This window comes from Hoyosella rhizosphaerae, assembly GCF_014643175.1.
GTDB classification, from domain to species: Bacteria; Actinomycetota; Actinomycetes; order Mycobacteriales; family Mycobacteriaceae; genus Lolliginicoccus; species Lolliginicoccus rhizosphaerae.
The window spans coordinates 1,661,467-1,680,307 of sequence record NZ_BMJH01000001.1; the positions used below are offsets into that span (position 1 = coordinate 1,661,467).

Here is an 18,841-nt window from a genome sequence, read left to right on the forward strand (position 1 = left end):
GTCGCCAGTCCGGCACAATCCCCAGAAAGAGGCCTGCGGTATGCAATTCCTTCAGCTAGGAGATTCTGGTCCTGCTGTCGCTGAAGTGCGATCTCGGCTCATAAGTCTTGGATTTCTCCACGACGATGACGACATTACCGAGGCCAGTTCAGAGTTCGACTCCGCGCTCGATACAGCCATACGTGGATTTCAGCAACAGCGAGGCCTCCTAGTTGACGGCATTGTTGGTAAAGCAACTCACAGGGCACTACAAGAGGCTGGCTACCGGCTGGGCGCACGCATCCTCGCTTACCACGTCACCGCCCCGCAGTATGGGGACGATGTCGCTGCTCTTCAGACGCGATTGCAAGACCTCGGCTTCTACACCGACCTCATTGACGGGTTTTTCGGACCAGGGACACACACCGCGCTGAGTTCGTACCAGCGTGAGTCCGGGCTCAACGTCGATGGCATCTGCGGGCCGTCAACTCTGCGAGCGTTGGAAATGCTCGGTGCTCGGGTAACTGGGGGATCGCCGCACGCAATCCTTGCTGAGGAAGTCGTTCGGCAATCGGGCCCAAAGCTTCGTAATAAACGCATCATTATTGATCCAGGCCTTGGTGGACGAAACAGCGGTGTGATTGTTCCTGGTCCACGCGGCCCTATTTCGGAAGCAGAGATTCTTTGGGATCTTGCGAACCGCATCGAAGGACGCATGGGGGCTACAGGAATGGAGACGTTCCTTAGCCGACCTCGCAATAAATGTCCGTCAGTGGTTGAACGTGCTGAGATGGCGAATGACCTCAACGCCGATCTCATGATCTCGTTGCAATGTGGCCACAGCGAATCATCAGTCGCCCACGGTGTAGCGACCTTCCACTACGGAGTGCCCAACGGGTCCGAGTCAACCATCGGGGCAGTCCTGGCAGGATTTTTACAGCGCGAGATCGCAGCGCGTACTGGTTTGTTGGACTGTCGATCACACGGACGCACGTGGGACGTCCTTCGCCTGACCAGAATGCCAACTGTGCAGATTGATATCGGGTACATCACCAACGGCAACGACGCCTCGCTGCTCGCCGACCCAAAGATGCGTGATGTGGTTGCCGAGGCGATTCTTGTCGCAGTGAAACGGTTGTACTTGCTCGGTAAGGACGATCAGCCAACAGGAACTTTTACTTTCGCTGAACTGCTTGCTCATGAACTTGCCGTTGAAGGCCGCCGCGAAAAATAGCCCAGACAACCCTATGGCTGGTACTGAATCCGTTCAGTACCAGCCATAGCTGTCTAAATCGCCCTCAGATCGAATCTAACGACCGTAAGTACCTTTTCGGTATCAACCACCCACGGAGACCTTTCCTGGTTCAGCAGGGGGCGTCATGGTCAGGCTCGCAGACTCGAGAAGTCGAGTTAAAGCGGACTCCACATCGGCCTTCCAACCGTGATCGCTGTCCAACTCGATACGAAATCTCGGAAACTCCGGATGCGGAGCAACTTCAATAAAGTCGGCATCACGGAGTCGTGCCGCACTGATCATGCAGGTGTGTGGCCGACAGTCCCCGGCTCTCTGATGAACAGCGTGAAAATCCCGCCAACTAATCTCGCCATCGCGTTCATGGCCGAATGCTTCGATGGCACGTACACCCCGCCGAACAAGATCAGCGACAACCGCTTGAATGAGTGTTTGGTGAAATCCCTCAGCTTCAGCGAATCCGTCAACGTACAGAGTGGTCAAAAGAATCGCATCGGCGCTCACGGGGGAGGTTGGAAATACCTTGGCGCGCGGGACCACATTGGGTGGTGCATAGATTGCGCAGCCGGCTACATACTCACTGTTGGTCTCAGCATTGTCTAAAAACAAAAACTGTCCGCACGATCCCCAGCCGAGAAGTACCGAGGAAATCCAGGCTTCCTTCTCAAAAGCAGAATCACACACATCATGTGACTTCGACATGGCATCTGGGTCGATCTCCCAGAACAGGCATCGACTTGTATGTGGTGGCAACTGATGCACAGTATCGAGAGTGAGCGGTTCAACCCGAATAGACACCTCGTTGGCCGTCCTCCATGTGTGGACTTGCCTATAACAAGCCGTCAACGAACAGGGCGAGAGCAGGAGCTCCTACGGCAACAATACTCGCCTAAACTGTCAACGAGGATGATCTGAGCACGATCGACCGTAGTCGATCGTGTCACACCCTCTCTGCGTTGATTCAGTTCGCGGTGCCCATTAGGGACACGATTCTTTCCAGGTCCTCCACCGAACCGAACTCGACAACGATCTTGCCTTTTCGCTTTCCTAGGCTCACTGTCACTTTCGTATCAAAGCTGTCCGACAAGTGGTGTGCGACTGTGTCTAGTTCAGGGCGGGGTTGCGATGCCGGTTTTTTCTGGTCGTGGGGGAGGGGCTGCTCCGTTCCACGGTTGAGAAGTATTACTGCCTCTTCTGTGGCCCGAACTGAAAGTCCTTCAGCAACAATGCGAGCCGCGAGGTTCTCTTGAGCTTCAGCACCACGCGTCACACCCAACAACGCCCGCGCATGGCCAGCCGACAATACACCTGCGGCAACACGCCTTTGGACCGCGATAGGTAGCTTCAAGAGGCGGATCATGTTTGTCACAACTGGACGGGAACGACCAAGTCTTCCCGCCAATTCATCGTGGGTAACGTCAAACTCTTCGAGCAGCTGTTGGTACGCCGCCGCTTCTTCTAGGGGGTTGAGTTGAACCCGATGGATATTCTCCAGTAGGGCATCCCGGAGAAGTGACTGGTCTGCAGTTTCGCGGACGATAACCGGAACCGTTGAAAGCTGTAGGGCCAATCCAGCTCGCCAACGTCGTTCACCCATGACGAGTTGGAACCGCTGACCATGCGGACGAACCACGATGGGTTGCATCATCCCGAATTCTCGAATTGAGTGGATCAGCTCATCAAGGGCGTCTTCGTCAAATACTTGACGGGGCTGCTTCGGGTTTGGATCAATGAGCCCGGGGTTGATCTCCCGGTACACCGCGCCAACTTGTGGCACTTCGTGGTCCACACCGCGGGGCGATGATTCTTGTTGCAATGTTTCATGTGAAACATCGACCAACGGGTCAGCATGCGCAACAAGGGGAGTGGCTGCCCTCGACTCTCCGCCAATAATAAGATCGGCGGCCGCATTGCCTAGCTGAGGCGCGTTAGTAGGTCCGGTTGGGATCAGCGCTGCCAAGCCTCGCCCAAGGCCACCGCGTCGATTCTGGTTCATACTGTTACCTTCGCAGATTGCTCATTGTTCGGAGTGGTGGCGGCACGTTCAGCTATTTCTCGGCCGGCATCGAGATAGCTCATAGCCCCTCGCGAACCTGGGTCGTATTCAATGACGCTCATTCCATAGCCTGGCGCCTCAGAAACCTTGACACTGCGGGGGATGACATTGCGGAGAACCGCACTACCAAAATGTCCCCGAACCTCGTCAGCGACTTGTTCTGCAAGTTTGGTTCGAGCGTCGTACATGGTGAGCAAGACAGTCGAAATGGCTAGTTGGGGGTTCAGATGCGAGCTGACCAGTTGTATGTTGCGAATGAGTTGTCCAACGCCCTCGAGTGCATAATATTCGCATTGAATGGGGATGAGGACTTCGTTCGCAGCGACCATCGCGTTCAATGTCAGAAGACCAAGTGACGGCGGGCAATCGATCAAGATGTAGTCAAAGGCGAGTTTCTTGATGGCTTCTGATTCGATCGCGGCCCTCAGTCTGTACTCACGTTGTTCGAGCGACACTAGTTCAATTTCCGCGCCGGCTAGATCAATCGTGGCCGGAATACACTTCAGATTCTCGTTAAGTGGACAATCCTGGATTGCTTCATCCGGACTGATTTCACCAAGCAGGAGTTCGTATGTGGAGGGGGTCCCTGAACTATGGGGAACCCCCAAAGCAGTACTGGCGTTGCCTTGCGGATCAAGGTCAATGACAAGTACCCGCAATCCATGAATGGAAAGTGCAGCTGCTACGTTCACCGTCGTTGTTGTTTTTCCGACGCCACCCTTCTGGTTGGCTACGGTGAAGATACGCTGACGGCTGGGTTTTGGCAGTTTGTCGGCGCCTGAATGTAAGACCTTGGTGGCGCGCTGGGCAGCCGCTGCGATAGGGGTTTCATTCATAATTTCGTCGATAAACTGCTGCGAAATTCCATCGTCGGAATCATTCGCTACCGAAGTTTTAGGCAACGTGGACAGCAGTGTTTCACGTGAAACGTCGCGTTGATTGTCAGGTGACATGCTCAACTCCTCTTCTGTTCGCGATGACGACTGCGCTGTCGCTGCTCTTTTCTAATACGGACGACCGTGGTCGGAACATCGAGTACGTCTGCTCCACACTGAACAATCTCGACGTCACTGACACCTAGACTTCTGAATCCTTTGCGATCACGATCGATCTCGTCCTGAACGCTTGCTCCCTTGATTGCTACAACCTCGCCGCCAGGGCGCACCAGCGGAAGTGACCAACGTAGAAGTTTCAGAAGGGGAGCCACGGCTCGGGATGTCACTACATCAGCGCCGCCGGCGTCTTGGACAATCGTCTTGTCTTCTGCTCGACCTCGCAGGACGGTCACATCGAGCCCCGACTTTTCGACGAATTCCGCAAGGAATACGGTGCGCCGCAACATTGGCTCAACCAAAGTCACATGCAAGTCGGGGCGGGCGATCGCAAGCGGTATACCGGGCAGGCCACCTCCACTACCCACATCGACCACAGTGGAGCCTTCAGCGATCATTGATTGAATTACGGCACTGTTGAGAATATGACGATCCCAAAGTCGTTCGACCTCGCGGGGGCCAATGACGCCTCGCGTAAGACCTTCGGTCGAAAGGAACTCATGATAGAGCTCCGCTAAGTTGGTTCTGTTGCCAAAGATTGTGGACACCGCGTCGAGCAGGTGATCCGGAATCTGTTTCACGTGAAACATCCAGGGGCAGAAGGTACGGGACAAACCACAAAGGTGTAGTTCGTAACAAGTGTAGGTCACTACTTCTCTCCGGGAGTCGACCACACTCCACTACCCATCACGTTTCACGTGAAACACAAAAAATTCATCTTCATCAGACTCCACTGCCACCAAGCCACCACACGCGGCTATTACGTCACAGTGATGTAATACCTCAACCGGTGCTGCAACTGTGGAAGGGCGCCCAAGGTTCGCGCAACTCAGCGAGGCAGAAATTTAAGCACGATGGCAACGATTGAATCATCAACCATAAAACCTTGATGAAGCCAAGACGTGAAGAAGCGAGAGAACTACGGGATGAAGTGAAAAAAGGCGCTTGACTGAACAATTTCAGTCAAGCGCCTTTCACAATCTGAAACGTCACTCGGGGAGTACGACAACTCGCCTTTGTGGTTCTTCGCCTTCGCTTTCGCTTCTGACGCCGCTCACGAGCGCCACTGCATCGTGAACGATCTTCCGCTCAAACGGGGTCATCGCCTTCATGGATTCCTTCACGCCTGTGTTCTTCACACGCTGCGCAACAGTGGATCCCAAATCTGAAAGTTCTTGACGCCGCGCAGCCCTCCAGTTGGCGATATCGAGCATCAAGCGTGAACGATTACCCGTGCTTTGCTGAACAGCAAGCCTGGTTAGTTCCTGAACAGCATCAAGGACTTCGCCGTGTTTACCAACCAACTTGTTGAGATCGTCACCGCCATCGATCGCCACAATCGCGCGGTCGCCCTCAACATCAAGATCGATATCGCCGTCGTAATCGAGGATGTCGAGCAGCTGCTCTAGATAGTCCGCAGCGAGCTCTCCTTCTTCAACAAGACGCTCTTCAAGATTATCTGGGTCTGGCGCTAACTCAGCTTCCGCATTCGTCACGTCCGTGCACTCCTACTGTAATTAGTATCGGGAAATTAACAGATTTAGCGCCGACGCTTCTTCCGCTTTTTCGCTTTAGGGTTACGAGGGCGAGGATTATTTGGCCGCATACCCACCTGAGGTGTGGATCGCGCGGCAGTGGGGGAGGGGCTAGCGTCAGCAGTATCGTCATCAGCTTCGCCTTCTACCGAGGCGTCAGCCGAATCACCACGCTTCACAGCGGACGGTTTAGCACCAGGCCGCGGAGCATATGAATCACGTCGTTCGATCGCCTCTTGTCGTTTCGCTTCTTCTTCACGATCGATCTGGTTGTATACGATCTTCTGCTGGCCCAGGGTCCAGGCGTTGTTAGCCACCCAGTAAAGAAGCACTGCGACCGGCAGGAAGGGACCACCGACGAGAACACCGAACGGGAAGATATATAGCGCTAGGCGGTTCATGATTGCGGTTTGTGGCTGCTCCGCCACTTCCGCAGTCTGGCGCGATATCGAGTGTCGAGCATTGAGGTGCGTCGCAATAGAAGCGACAATCATCAACGGAATAGCAACGAATGCAACAGCTGTCCGGCTGGGGATACCATTCACAAGCTCAGGGACACCAAACGCCAGGTACAAGTCTTCACTGTGCGCAATGGCCGCGGAAAGTGGAGAACCAAATAAGCGTGCGTCCAGGAACGACTGGACATCGTCGACGCTAAAGACGTAGTTAGGCTCGCGAACATTCTGCTCGGGAGTCATATTCAATCGGCCAGGACCAATGCCGCCGGTGCGGTTGAACGACATAAGTACGTGATAGAGACCGATAAAAACTGGGATCTGAGCAAAGATCGGCAAACAGCCAAGGAGCGGATTAAAACCATGCTCGCGCTGTAGCTTCTGCATCTCCATCGCCATCCGCTGGCGGTCCTTGGAGTACTTCTTCCTCAAAGCCTTGATCTGAGGTTGCAACTCTTGCATCTTGCGAGTTGTACGGACCTGCTTTACGAATGGCTTGTAAAGCAACGCTCGGATGGTGAAGACGAGGAAGATCACCGACAGCGCCCACGTGACACCGTGATCCGGCCCGAGGAAGGGCAGATACCCAAAGACCTTGTGCCAGAACCACAAGATTCCGGAGACGGGGTAGTAGATGAAATTGAGCACTGCTCTAGGTACTCCTGTTCACTTCGTCGCTAGCCTCACGAGCATACCTAGGTGTATGCCGAGTGGGCGCATTCCGTTCCGGTACTGGGTCCCAGCCGCCTTTATGCCATGGACCACATTTCGCAAGGCGCACGATAGCGAGAAACGCCCCCTTAGCCGCTCCATGCTGTTGGAGCGCCTCAGCTGCATACTCACTGCACGTTGGGCTAAACCGACAGGTGGGCAGGCGGTAGGGAGATATCCACGTGCGATAAAACTGGACACACCAGATCAAGATGCGAGACGGGATCTGGCGCAGAAACAGGAAAAACTGGCGCACTGCGGAGTCTGAATGCGATCCATTCACACTATTCACAGTGCTACCGTCCCCTTGCCTTGGTGACCTGGTGCAAAGCTCGTTGCAACTGCGCTGCCAATTCGCTTGTAGACGCCTGCCTCGCGCTTGGAAAGGCTCTAATTACTACGTCTACGTCGCTATTCACATCATCGGATACATACAGAATCGCGTGTCGCAGTTGTCGCGACACGCGATGACGATCCACAGCTGATCCGAGCGCCTTATTCACAATAAGACCAAATCGCGGTCCTCCCCAACGGACAAACGGTGCATCGTCCGGGGAGTGACCTGTTGCGGGGTGAGACAAGAAGTAAACAACGAAACATCTCTGGCGCACTTTTTTGCCGCTACGAAGCACTAATGAAAACTCATGGTGGCTGCGCAAGCGCTGCGACTGTGGTAGCACCGTCATTGCCTCACTGGAACAACTAGCCCCTACACAGCGAGCTCGGCACGGCCCTTACGACGACGAGCGGAGATAATGCTCCGGCCGGCGCGAGTACGCATACGAAGACGGAAGCCGTGAACGCGCGCCCGACGGCGATTGTTAGGCTGGAAAGTCCGTTTGCCTTTCGCCACGGTCAACACTCCTCTTATAGATTGCATCGTTGCGATGCAGGTGATTTAACTACGTTTGGTGACTGCACGAGACTACTCAGGTTCTTGCGTGTGGTCAAACTCGAACAACTCCAGCTAGCAATTTGGGAGCATGTTCGGGAGATTTGCTGAACTGAACACGTGCTGAACTGGAATAATGACAAAACTATTGCGTCGATGCGCTATCTATTGTTAGCGTCTCAGCTCAGATGCACGTTTCGAAGACTTTGCCCTGCGGTGAAGTGCAGATGGAAAGCACGTAAATCCTAGCGACGCGACGACACTTAAATACGAGCGCCAGTATCTGTGGCACGGTGGTGCACTTCGCCCTTCCAGGGGTGTAGTGTACTAGCTTCCACACACTTCTCCACAGCTGTGGATAAGTGTGTGGATAATTTTCCTTGAGCGATACGCGGCGGCTTCTTCGACCTCACGAATGTTCGTATGGATGTCGCGCATCGGTTTCAGATTGCACGCCGAGGGTGGGGTAGTGAGATTGATTCCTATAGGAGCAGCGGAAGGGTTGGATCGTGGAGAATGATCCACGGACTCTGACGGAGATTTGGACGAAAGTAGTTGAAGAGCTAGTCGAAGGCCACGGTCAAGCCGGCCAGTCACAGCTCCTCAGTCGTAAAGACAGAGCCCTACTTCCGCTAATCAAACCGCTCGACTTCTCCAACGGGTTCGCACTTCTTGCAGCACCAACTGCATTTGCAAAGAAGGCCATTGAAAGTAACCTTCGACATATAGTCACTGAGACTCTAAGCCGGCACCTCGGGGAACCAGTCGAACTTGCGGTGCGCGTGAACGCCACGGACGAGTTCACGGGGGACACAGGTCCAGCCACTGAAAACGGTTCTGGCGGTATCGGCGAAGCGATGCAGAGCGATACGTTCGGGACTGTTGACCCGGAATCTTCTGAAGGTTCTGACACTTTCGACAACCCGCACCCCGGTTGGCCGCTTTATTTTTCGCAGACTCCAACGCCGCCACGACCAGTCTCCTCTAAGTCAAGCCTCAATCCGAAGTACACGTTCGATACGTTTGTCATTGGCGCATCAAACCGGTTCGCACACGCAGCTGCAGTTGCCATCGCTGAGGCGCCGGCACGCGCATACAATCCGCTTTTCGTTTGGGGTGAGTCCGGCCTCGGCAAAACACACTTGCTCCACGCGACTGGGCACTATGCACAAAAGTTGTTCCCAGGGATGCGCGTCAAGTACGTGTCCACTGAAGAATTTACGAACGACTTCATTAACAGTTTGCGCGATGACCGCCGCGTTGCATTTAAGCGCCGCTACCGCGACATCGATTTGCTTCTGATCGATGACATCCAGTTCATCGAGAACAAAGAAGGTATCCAGGAAGAGTTTTTCCATACCTTCAATACGTTGCACAACGCCAACAAGCAGATTTTGATCTCGTCTGACCGGCCGCCGAAGCAATTGGCGACGTTGGAAGAACGCCTACGCACACGATTCGAGTGGGGCCTCACGACTGATGTCCAACCACCTGAGCTGGAGACGCGGATCGCAATCCTCAGCAAGAAGGCGCAGATGGACCGACTTCAGGTGCCTGATGATGTACTTGCCTTCATTGCAAGCAGAGTAGAGCGCAATATCCGCGAGTTGGAAGGTGCACTGATCCGTGTCACCGCATATGCATCGCTCAATCAGCAACTGATTGATTTGCGGCTAGCGGAGATCGTGTTGAGAGATCTAGCTCCAGACTCCCGCAGTCTTGAGATCACCGCAGCAACGATCATGAACGCTGTTGTTGAGTACTTCGGTGTCAGCATGGACGAATTGTGTGGCCCTGGGCGAACCAGATCTGTCGCACAGGCTCGCCAAATCGCCATGTACTTATGCAGGGAGCTCACCGATCTGTCGCTACCTAAGATCGGACACACGTTCGGCCGAGATCATACGACAGTGATGCATGCTGACCGAAAGATCCGCTCTGACATGAACAGCAATCGCAGCGTGTACGAACAGATTCAGGAGCTCACCGCTCGCGTTAGACAGCGATCCAAAATTTAGACAGGCGTGAAAAGGCTCGGGGTGGGACCACATGTGGTCCCACCCCGAGCCTTTTCACGCTCTAAGCACTAGTGAAATCAGGATCCGAACCGTCGACACGAGTCGTCGACACGCCGTCAATTTATAGTACATCCGTACTACTTTTGCTGAGGAAATCAGTCCACACAACATGTGGACAACAGTGTGCATAACTGTGAATAGCTGTGGAAAACTCAACTACTTACACACAGGGCTGGAATCTATCCACAATCGGGGGCCGGCTATCCACTTGTTGTTCAACCACCCATCCCCAAGCTAGCGGAGCTGTAACCTGCGAACTCAAGCCCCTGTCCACAGAATCCACACCACCTATTACTACTACTTATTTCTCTTAATAGATAAAAGAAAAAAGTAGAGACTGTGGACCATTCACCGTTCGCACGGTCCAACCACAACGTCCCCCTGCCGGCTCGGCTCAGACGTAGAGCGAAAAGTTGCTCCACCGCTCCTACTCTGGCCCTCAATGCATTACTGTGGGGAAGCGCTAACGACTGAGATCCCACACACATTGGTTGTTGAGGCACCACACTTTCGAAGCAGTGAGAGGACATGTCCGACCCATGGAACTTACGAACTTGAAATTTCGCGTTGTACGCGACGATTTCTCTGACGGTGTTACCTGGGTCGCACGCAACCTTCCGAGCCGACCGACAGTTCCAGTCCTGCAATGCGTCTTGTTGGAAACATCTGAGGCCGGCTTGACAATCTCAGGGTTCGACTACGAAACGTCGACCCAGATCAATGTGCCGGCTGAGGTTTCTGGAGCCGGTCGAGTCTTGGTTTCAGGCAGATTGCTTGCCGACATCACAAAATCGCTGCCGGCTCGGCCCGTGGATGTCGAAGTTGATGGAACTCGGGTACGCATTCTCTGCGGAAACGCCAAGTTCAGCCTTCCAATGATGTCCGTCGAGGATTACCCGCAACTCCCCGCGGTGCCGGCCGTTACAGGGTCTTTGACTGGTGATGTATTCACCGAAGCGATTTCCCAGGTAGCGATAGCCGCTGGCAAAGATGACACCTTGCCGATGCTGACTGGAATTCGCCTCGAGATTTCTGGGTCATCAGTAGTTCTCGCAGCCACAGATCGATTTCGACTCGCAGTCCGATCAATTGATTGGATTCCTGAGAAGGCAGATACCGAGATATCCGTCCTTGTGCCGGCGAAAACGCTGTCAGAAGCGGGTAAATCGGTTGGGGGATCAGGCAATTCGATTGTGAAAATTGCGCTCGGTGAGGGGCACTCGCTCGCCAGCGAAGGCCTACTGGGGATCATCAGCTCCACGAGACGAACCACATCGCGACTGCTTGATGCCGAGTTCCCGAAGTTCCGTCAGCTATTGCCTAAGACGCACACAGCGATGGCCGCACTCGAGGTCGCTTCTCTGATCGAGGCAATCAAACGTGTTGCATTGCTCGCAGAGCGTGGCGCACAAATCCGGATGGACTTTTCGCACGACGGACTTCAGATCTCCGCCGGCGGAGATGATGCAGGTCAAGCCGAGGAAACTTTGCCAATTGAGTTTCGGGGTGAACCACTAGTCATTGCGTTTAATCCTGGCTATCTCATCGACGGGTTGAACTCGCTGCACACGGATAAGGTCGTCTTCGGTTTCACCTTGCCGAGCCGGCCCGCCGTTCTGCAGCCGGCGGATTCCGATGTCGAACTTCCAGACGGTGAAGACGGAGCCTTTGCTGCTCGGGACAGTGAGTACACCTACTTGCTCATGCCTGTCCGTCTCCCAGGCTGAGAACTTGTGTACCTTCGCCATCTCGCACTTCGCGAATTTCGGTCTTGGCATCAGCTAGCAATCGATCTCAGGCCAGGTTGCACCCAATTTCTGGGCCCGAACGGCCACGGGAAGACCAACATTCTTGAAGCGATTCAGTACCTAGCTAACTTGTCCTCGCATCGTGTTGCGCAGGACCTGCCGCTAATTCAGGAAGGTTCATCTGCCAGCAGAGTTACAGGAATCGTTGTCAATGTTGGCCGTGAGTTGCAGCTCGACCTGGAATTACATGCCGGCAAGGCAAATCGAGCGCGAATAAATACTTCTCCGGTTCGTCGCCCGCGAGAGATTCTTGGGATCGTTCAGACAGTGATGTTTGCTCCTGAGGATCTGTCCCTAGTTAAGGGCGATCCATCAGAGCGACGAAAATACCTCGACGAACTGCTGACCACGCGGCGTCCAAGCATCGCCTCGCTTCGCTCGGATTATGAGCGTGTAGTTCGTCAACGATCTGCACTGCTGAAAACGATTGGAGTTCGGCGGCGCGGCTCGGATGACAGCACTTTGGATACTTTGGATGCCTGGGATGCGCAACTCGCCCTCTATGGGGCGCAGTTATTGCAGTTCAGGCTGGAGATTGTTGCATTGCTTGATCCGCTAGTGCACGGAGCGTATGCGACACTCGCCCCAGATTCGCGGCCGGCGCATATCCGATATCGGAGTAATTTGGGGGATGAGGCTGATCTCGCCGGCGACGTAGCGGACATAGAAGCGCTGTTCTTAGCGACCCTCCGCCGTGAGCGAAATAGGGAGATCGAACGAGGTGTCTGTCTGGTTGGGCCTCACCGTGATGACCTCGAGTTGACGCTAGGGCAGCAGCCAACCAAAGGGTATGCCAGCCAAGGCGAAAGCTGGTCAGTGGCTCTGGCACTACGCCTCGCTGCGCTGGAATTGCTGCGCGCTGATGGTGGTGAACCGATCTTGATGCTTGATGACGTGTTTTCTGAGCTGGATCGGAATCGCCGAAAAGCGCTGGCAGGGATCGCTGAGAACACCGAGCAGGTGCTGATTACGGCAGCCGTTGCGGAGGATGTTCCAGAGAACTTGGTATCTCGGGTGGTCCGCGTATCAGCGAGTTTGTCGGACATCGAAGGTAGTGTGAAGAGACGAGTTTCACAAGTTTTTGAACCGATTGTCGAAACGCAGGAAGGGGACTCGCAGTAATGGTCGAGGATCTCCCCACGAATGAAGATTCTGCTGCGGAGCCGATTCCTGAAAAAGGCATTGACCTTGTGCGGAGCGTGCTTGCCCAAGCTCGTGCCATGTCCGGAACGAAGGCTGATTCATCTCGCGCACTTCCGTCACGGCGCACTTCCGTTAAGCCGCGAAGGACTCGCGGTGGTTGGTCCGGCGCTCGCCCAGATGATCGTGATCCACAGCTACTCGGATTCCTCACACAACAGGTAGCTCGGCGGCGCGGATGGTCTGAAAAGGTCTCCGTGGGAACAGTCTTGGGACTGTGGCCGAGTGTAGTAGGGGATGACATCGCAGAGCATGCGCATCCAACTGGCTTGGAAGACGGGGTTCTTATCGTCCAAGCAGAGTCCACAGCTTGGGCAACGCAGCTTCGATATATGCAGTCGCAGATACTCGCACGCATAGCGTCGTCAGTCGGTAATGGAGTAGTCACTAAGCTACGAATATTGGGACCTGTGAGGCCGAGCTGGCACAAAGGTAAGCGGCACATCAGTGGCCGTGGTCCTAGAGACACGTACGGTTAAAGCCGCAGCCCTAATTGCACCGCGCCGATCTTGGCTGAGATCGGTGCTAGCTGACGCGGTGCGACTAAGATAGAAAATTGATCATCCGCCACTCCCGACCCGCTTGCGGGACGGTGCTGATTCTGTAGAAGGAGAGCTACCTGACCGTGGCTGCTCAAAAGTCCGGAAAGAATAGTGGCGCCCAGAATAACTACGGCGCGTCATCCATTACCGTCCTCGAGGGCCTTGAGGCGGTACGTAAGCGTCCCGGAATGTACATCGGTTCAACCGGTGAGCGGGGACTTCACCATCTCATCTGGGAAGTGGTGGACAACTCTGTCGATGAGGCGATGGCAGGGTACGCATCAGAAGTATCGGTGCGCCTGCTCGCTGACGGCGGTGTTGAGGTTCGTGACGACGGTCGCGGTATCCCAGTCGAGATGCACTCAACGGGGCAACCAACGGTTGAAGTCGTGCTTACCCAGCTTCATGCTGGCGGTAAGTTTGACTCAGACTCGTACGCAGTATCCGGCGGCCTGCACGGTGTTGGTATCTCTGTGGTGAATGCACTGTCTACGCGTCTCGAAGTAGAGATTGACCGTGATGGCAGGCACTGGACGCAGACTTACAACTATTCAGTTCCTAGTGAATTGGTCGACGTCGGCCCGACAACACATCGCGGGACCGTGGTTCGGTTTTGGGCCGATCCCGACATTTTTGAGACAACCGAGTACAACTTCGAAACCGTGTCTCGTCGGCTCCAAGAGATGGCGTTCCTGAACAAGGGGCTTACCATCAAAATTGCTGATGAGCGGGTTACAGCGGTTGAGGTTGTCGACGACGATGTCAGTGAGATCGCCGAGCCTGCCAAGCATCAAACTAATGTTGATGCGGCTCCCCAGCACAAGGTCAAGGAACGAACGTATTTCTACCCAGGTGGACTTGGCGACTTCGTCAAGCACATCAACCGCACGAAGCAACCCATACATTCCACGGTTGTGTCGTTCACAGGTAAAGGTGAAGGACACGAAATTGAAATTGCTATGCAGTGGAACAATGGTTACTCCGAGTCGGTGCACACCTTCGCAAACACGATCAATACGCACGAAGGTGGAACACACGAAGAAGGATTCCGGGCGGCACTTACCACTGTTGTCAACAAGTATGCCAAGGACAAGAAGCTCCTAAAGCCAAAGGACCCGAACCTCAGCGGTGAGGATATTCGCGAAGGTCTCGCTGCGGTTGTATCGGTGAAGATCAGCGAACCGCAGTTCGAGGGGCAGACAAAGACCAAGCTTGGCAATACTGAGGTTCGTTCGTTTGTTCAGAAGTCTTGTAACGAGAACCTAGGCCACTGGTTTGAAGCCAATCCGAATGAAGCCAAGGTCATTATCAACAAGGCTGTGTCGTCGGCGCACGCCCGAATGGCAGCACGTAGGGCCCGCGAGCTTGTACGGCGGAAATCAGCAACTGATCTTGGTGGTCTACCTGGCAAGCTAGCTGATTGCCGATCAAATGACCCGAGCAACTCCGAACTCTACGTGGTGGAGGGTGACTCGGCCGGTGGCTCAGCAAAATCCGGTCGAGACTCCATGCACCAGGCGATTCTCCCGTTGCGCGGAAAAATCATCAACGTCGAAAAGGCTCGCATTGATCGTGTGTTGAAAAATACTGAAGTCCAGGCGATTATCACCGCGCTTGGTACCGGTATTCACGAAGATTTCGATATTTCGAAGCTTCGCTACCACAAGGTCATCTTGATGGCTGACGCTGACGTTGACGGTCAACACATTTCGACACTTCTACTGACACTCTTGTTCCGATTCATGCGCCCGCTCGTGGAACAGGGCTATGTCTATCTCGCGGCTCCTCCGCTCTACAAGCTCAAGTGGAGCAAGGGCGAACCTGATTTCGCATACTCGGACCGAGAACGCGACGCGTTGCTAAAAATTGGTCTCGAAAAAGGCCGTAAGCTGCCCAATGATGGTGTTCAGCGCTACAAGGGTCTCGGCGAGATGAATGCCAAGGAACTGTGGGAAACCACCATGGATCCCGCGGTTCGCGTGCTGCGCCTCATTACCCTCGATGACGCTGCTGCGGCCGACGAACTCTTCTCCATCTTAATGGGGGAGGACGTGCATGCCAGGCGGAGCTTCATCACCCGCAATGCCAAGGATGTGCGATTCCTTGATGTGTGACGCCACTAGCGGCACCCTCGCGGCGCTGCAGAATGACGCCTTCGTGGCAAGGTTGGTGGGCCACCGCGCACCGACGGAGAGAAGAAGGAGCAAATGACCGACACGACATTGCCGCCGGACGAAACCCCCGGCGACCGCATCGAACCGGTCGATATCCAGCAGGAGATGCAGCGGAGCTATATCGACTACGCGATGAGCGTGATCGTCGGTCGCGCGCTCCCTGAAGTTCGCGACGGGCTCAAACCGGTGCACCGCCGCGTCCTGTACGCCATGTTCGATGCAGGATTCCGACCTGATCGAGGCTACGTCAAGTCCTCCAGAGTCGTCGGTGAAGTGATGGGTAACTACCACCCACACGGTGACTCGTCGATCTATGACACAATGGTTCGCCTCGCACAGCCGTGGTCCATGCGTTACCCACTGGTCGATGGGCAAGGTAACTTCGGTTCTCCGGGAAATGACCCCCCAGCTGCAATGCGTTACACCGAAGCGCGCCTTACGCCGCTCGCGATGGAAATGCTGCGGGATATTCGGGAAGACACCGTAGATTTTGTTCCCAACTACGACGGCAAGACAAAAGAACCGGTCGTTCTTCCCAGCCGGATCCCTAATCTGCTGATCAATGGTTCTGGTGGTATCGCGGTCGGTATGGCGACCAATATTCCACCGCACAACCTGCGCGAAGTGGCCGATGCGATCTTCTGGTGCCTCGAAAACTACGAGGCGGAGGAGGACGTAACCCTTGCCGCAATTATGGAACGGGTCAAGGGCCCAGACTTCCCCACGTCCGCGCTGATTGTCGGATCAGACGGAATCAAGGATGCTTACACGACTGGTCGCGGTTCGATCAAAATGCGTGGCGTCACGGAAATTGAGGAAGACAACCGTGGCCGCACCCAGATTGTCATCAAGGAACTGCCCTACCAGGTAAACCCCGACAATCTGATTACATCGATTGCTGAGCAGGTGCGCGACCAAAAACTTGCCGGAATTTCGGAGATTCAAGACGAATCATCAGACCGAATCGGCATGCGCATCGTCATCACAGTTAAGCGTGATGCTGTAGCAAAAGTGGTGCTAAATAACCTCTACAAGCACACACAGTTGCAAACAAGCTTCGGTGCGAACATGCTATCGATTGTCGACGGTGTCCCGAGGACATTGCGCATCGACCAGATGATCCGCCTATACGTAGCTCACCAACTCGATGTCATCATCCGCCGAACGAAGTTCAGGCTGAAAGAGGCCGAAGATCGGGCCCACATCCTTCGTGGTCTCGTTAAGGCGCTCGATGCGCTCGATGAAGTGATTGCGCTTATTCGTCGATCACAAACGGTTGATATCGCTCGCGAAGGGCTTATGGACCTTCTCGACGTAGATGAGATCCAGGCTGATGCAATCCTTGCGATGCAACTCCGCAGGCTTGCAGCCCTTGAACGCCAAAAGATCGTCGACGAACTCGAGAAGATTGAACTTGAAATCGCAGATCTCAAGGACATCCTGGCTAAGCCTGAACGTCAACGAGCAATTGTTCGTGACGAACTACGTGAAATTGTCGACAAGTTTGGCGATGAGCGCCGGACGCGCATCATTGGTGGCGAAGGTGATGTTTCAGACGAAGACCTAATTGCCCGCGAAGACGTCGTCGTCACCATCACCGAAACTGGCTACGCAAAGCGCACTCGTACTGATCTCTACCGAGCTCAACGGCGCGGTGGAAAAGGCGTGCAAGGTGCCGGCCTAAAACAAGACGACATGGTCAAGCATTTCTTCGTGACATCAACCCACGATTGGATGCTCTTCTTCACAACCAAGGGCCGCGTCTACCGCGTCAAGTCTTACGAGTTGCCCGAAGCGAGTCGAACTGCTCGCGGTCAACACGTAGCGAATCTGCTTGCCTTCCAACCAGGTGAGAAGATCGCTCAGGTTATGGCGCTCAAGAGCTACCAAGATGCCCCATATCTCGTGCTAGCAACGAAGAACGGTTTGGTAAAGAAGTCACGTCTCGAAGACTTCGACTCAAACCGGACTGGTGGCATCGTCGCGGTGAACCTCCGCGAAGGCGACGAACTTGTCGGTGCAGTTTTGTGCTCGAGTGAAGATGATTTGCTCCTAGTTTCACAAAAGGGACAAGCCATTAGGTTCTCCGCCACGGATGAGGCACTGCGTCCTATGGGACGTGCTACCTCCGGTGTGCAGGGAATGCGGTTCAATTCTGACGACGAACTCTTGTCGCTGAACGTCGTGCAAGAAAACATGTTCTTGCTGATCGCGACCGCTGGGGGCTACGCCAAACGTACGCAGCTCGACGAGTACCCAGTTCAGAACCGCGGCGGTAAGGGCGTACTGACACTTCAATATGATCCACGACGCGGCATCCTTGTTGGTGCCATCATTGTGGACATTAAAGATGAGTTGTACGCGATTACTTCCGGTGGTGGTGTCATTCGCACAGCGGCGAGCCAGGTGCGAAAGGCTGGGCGGCAAACTAAGGGAGTTCGCCTGATGAACTTGGGCGATGGAGCGACTCTTCTCGCTATTGCCCGGTATGCAGACGAGCCTGAAGAAATTGACAACACCGTAGAGGAGTCGTAAGTGGCACCCACTGAGAACTCGCCCGAAGAAAAGTCAGAAGGCGAAGCCGTAACGACACGTAAGTCCTCCGCCGCGGCCTCTACTTCGTCGTCAGAGTCGGAAAAGCGGGCGGGTGGTGCAAGTGTCACCGCTCCGCCGCGGCGTCGCCCTCCTGTGACAGTGACTGCGAAATCCGCACAAGCGGGGTTACGCGCTAGCGTCCAGATCAGGGAGATCGACCCGTGGTCGACACTCAAACTGTCCTCCATCATTTCAGTCGCGTTGTTTTTCGTCTGGATGGTTGCAGTAGGGACGCTCTACCTCATCCTTGACTTCATGAACGTGTGGGAGCGCCTAAATAGCGCATTCACGGAGATCATTGATGACGGAGCGGTCGGCGAGATCATTAGCGCAGGCCAGATCTTCGGCTGGGCGGCAGCAATCGGGTTCGTCAACCTCATTCTGTTCACTGCGTTGTTGACGTTGGCCTCGTTCATCTACAACCTCGCGGCCGACCTCGTTGGCGGTGTCGAAGTAACCCTCGCGGATCGCGATTGATCCGTAACCGAGAAGGGTGCAATGAGCAGCAGTTT

At 54.6% G+C, this 18,841-nt stretch carries 17 protein-coding genes; 8 read left to right on the forward strand and 9 right to left on the reverse strand.

Annotated features, from left to right (window positions below):
* Positions 1-40 precede the first annotated feature (40 nt).
* Positions 41-1,213: an N-acetylmuramoyl-L-alanine amidase gene (locus IEW73_RS07650; protein WP_188672343.1), complete on the forward strand. Its 1,173-nt coding sequence runs from the start codon at positions 41-43 to the stop codon at positions 1,211-1,213.
* Positions 1,214-1,315: 102 nt separating this feature from the next.
* Here IEW73_RS07650 and IEW73_RS07655 read toward each other — a convergent pair whose 3' ends face one another.
* The 9 genes from IEW73_RS07655 to rpmH all read right to left on the reverse strand — a co-directional run bounded on the left by IEW73_RS07655 (position 1,316) and on the right by rpmH (position 7,893).
* The gene (locus IEW73_RS07655) at positions 1,316-2,029 is read right to left on the reverse strand and encodes a GNAT family N-acetyltransferase (RefSeq protein WP_188672346.1); all 714 of its coding nucleotides are present in this window, start codon (positions 2,027-2,029) and stop codon (positions 1,316-1,318) included.
* A gap of 163 nt (positions 2,030-2,192) precedes the next feature.
* Positions 2,193-3,227 carry a ParB/RepB/Spo0J family partition protein gene (locus IEW73_RS07660; RefSeq protein WP_188672349.1) on the reverse strand — a complete coding sequence of 345 codons (1,035 nt, stop codon included), beginning with the start codon at positions 3,225-3,227 and terminating at the stop codon, positions 2,193-2,195.
* Complete coding sequence (locus IEW73_RS07665) at positions 3,224-4,240, reverse strand: AAA family ATPase (protein WP_188672352.1); 1,017 nt, start codon at positions 4,238-4,240, stop codon at positions 3,224-3,226. The genes IEW73_RS07660 and IEW73_RS07665 overlap by 4 nt, the downstream gene beginning before the upstream one ends.
* A 2-nt stretch (positions 4,241-4,242) precedes the next feature.
* Positions 4,243-4,929 carry a 16S rRNA (guanine(527)-N(7))-methyltransferase RsmG gene (rsmG, locus tag IEW73_RS07670; RefSeq protein ID WP_188672355.1) on the reverse strand — a complete coding sequence of 229 codons (687 nt, stop codon included), beginning with the start codon at positions 4,927-4,929 and terminating at the stop codon, positions 4,243-4,245.
* A gap of 399 nt (positions 4,930-5,328) precedes the next feature.
* Positions 5,329-5,835: a Jag family protein gene (locus IEW73_RS07675; RefSeq protein ID WP_188672358.1), complete on the reverse strand. Its 507-nt coding sequence runs from the start codon at positions 5,833-5,835 to the stop codon at positions 5,329-5,331.
* A gap of 44 nt (positions 5,836-5,879) precedes the next feature.
* Positions 5,880-6,977, reverse strand: coding sequence for a membrane protein insertase YidC (yidC, locus tag IEW73_RS07680; RefSeq protein WP_188672361.1), 1,098 nt, complete (start codon positions 6,975-6,977; stop codon positions 5,880-5,882).
* A gap of 4 nt (positions 6,978-6,981) precedes the next feature.
* Complete coding sequence (gene yidD, locus IEW73_RS07685) at positions 6,982-7,332, reverse strand: membrane protein insertion efficiency factor YidD (protein WP_229675821.1); 351 nt, start codon at positions 7,330-7,332, stop codon at positions 6,982-6,984.
* A 4-nt stretch (positions 7,333-7,336) separates the two neighbouring features.
* Complete coding sequence (rnpA, locus tag IEW73_RS16710) at positions 7,337-7,726, reverse strand: ribonuclease P protein component (protein WP_188672365.1); 390 nt, start codon at positions 7,724-7,726, stop codon at positions 7,337-7,339.
* A 23-nt stretch (positions 7,727-7,749) separates the two neighbouring features.
* A complete protein-coding gene (rpmH, locus tag IEW73_RS07695; protein ID WP_013809365.1) occupies positions 7,750-7,893 on the reverse strand; it encodes a 50S ribosomal protein L34 in 144 nt (47 codons plus the stop codon).
* 548 nt (positions 7,894-8,441) lie between these two features.
* On the opposite strand from rpmH, the gene dnaA reads away from it, so the two are divergent.
* From dnaA to IEW73_RS16715, 7 genes are all read left to right on the forward strand, one after another.
* Positions 8,442-9,950 carry a chromosomal replication initiator protein DnaA gene (gene dnaA / locus IEW73_RS07700; protein ID WP_188672368.1) on the forward strand — a complete coding sequence of 503 codons (1,509 nt, stop codon included), beginning with the start codon at positions 8,442-8,444 and terminating at the stop codon, positions 9,948-9,950.
* Positions 9,951-10,549: 599 nt separating this feature from the next.
* The gene (gene dnaN, locus IEW73_RS07705) at positions 10,550-11,737 is read left to right on the forward strand and encodes a DNA polymerase III subunit beta (protein WP_188672371.1); all 1,188 of its coding nucleotides are present in this window, start codon (positions 10,550-10,552) and stop codon (positions 11,735-11,737) included.
* Between the two features lie 6 nt (positions 11,738-11,743).
* The gene (gene recF, locus IEW73_RS07710) at positions 11,744-12,940 is read left to right on the forward strand and encodes a DNA replication/repair protein RecF (protein ID WP_188672374.1); all 1,197 of its coding nucleotides are present in this window, start codon (positions 11,744-11,746) and stop codon (positions 12,938-12,940) included.
* The gene (locus IEW73_RS07715) at positions 12,940-13,497 is read left to right on the forward strand and encodes a DciA family protein (protein ID WP_188672378.1); all 558 of its coding nucleotides are present in this window, start codon (positions 12,940-12,942) and stop codon (positions 13,495-13,497) included. The genes recF and IEW73_RS07715 overlap by 1 nt, the downstream gene beginning before the upstream one ends.
* Positions 13,498-13,643: 146 nt before the next feature.
* Positions 13,644-15,674: a DNA topoisomerase (ATP-hydrolyzing) subunit B gene (gyrB, locus tag IEW73_RS07720; protein ID WP_188672381.1), complete on the forward strand. Its 2,031-nt coding sequence runs from the start codon at positions 13,644-13,646 to the stop codon at positions 15,672-15,674.
* Positions 15,675-15,767: 93 nt separating this feature from the next.
* Positions 15,768-18,269, forward strand: coding sequence for a DNA gyrase subunit A (gyrA, locus tag IEW73_RS07725; protein WP_188672384.1), 2,502 nt, complete (start codon positions 15,768-15,770; stop codon positions 18,267-18,269).
* Positions 18,270-18,806: a DUF3566 domain-containing protein gene (locus IEW73_RS16715; RefSeq protein WP_372433619.1), complete on the forward strand. Its 537-nt coding sequence runs from the start codon at positions 18,270-18,272 to the stop codon at positions 18,804-18,806.
* The last annotated feature ends 35 nt before the right edge of the window (positions 18,807-18,841 follow it).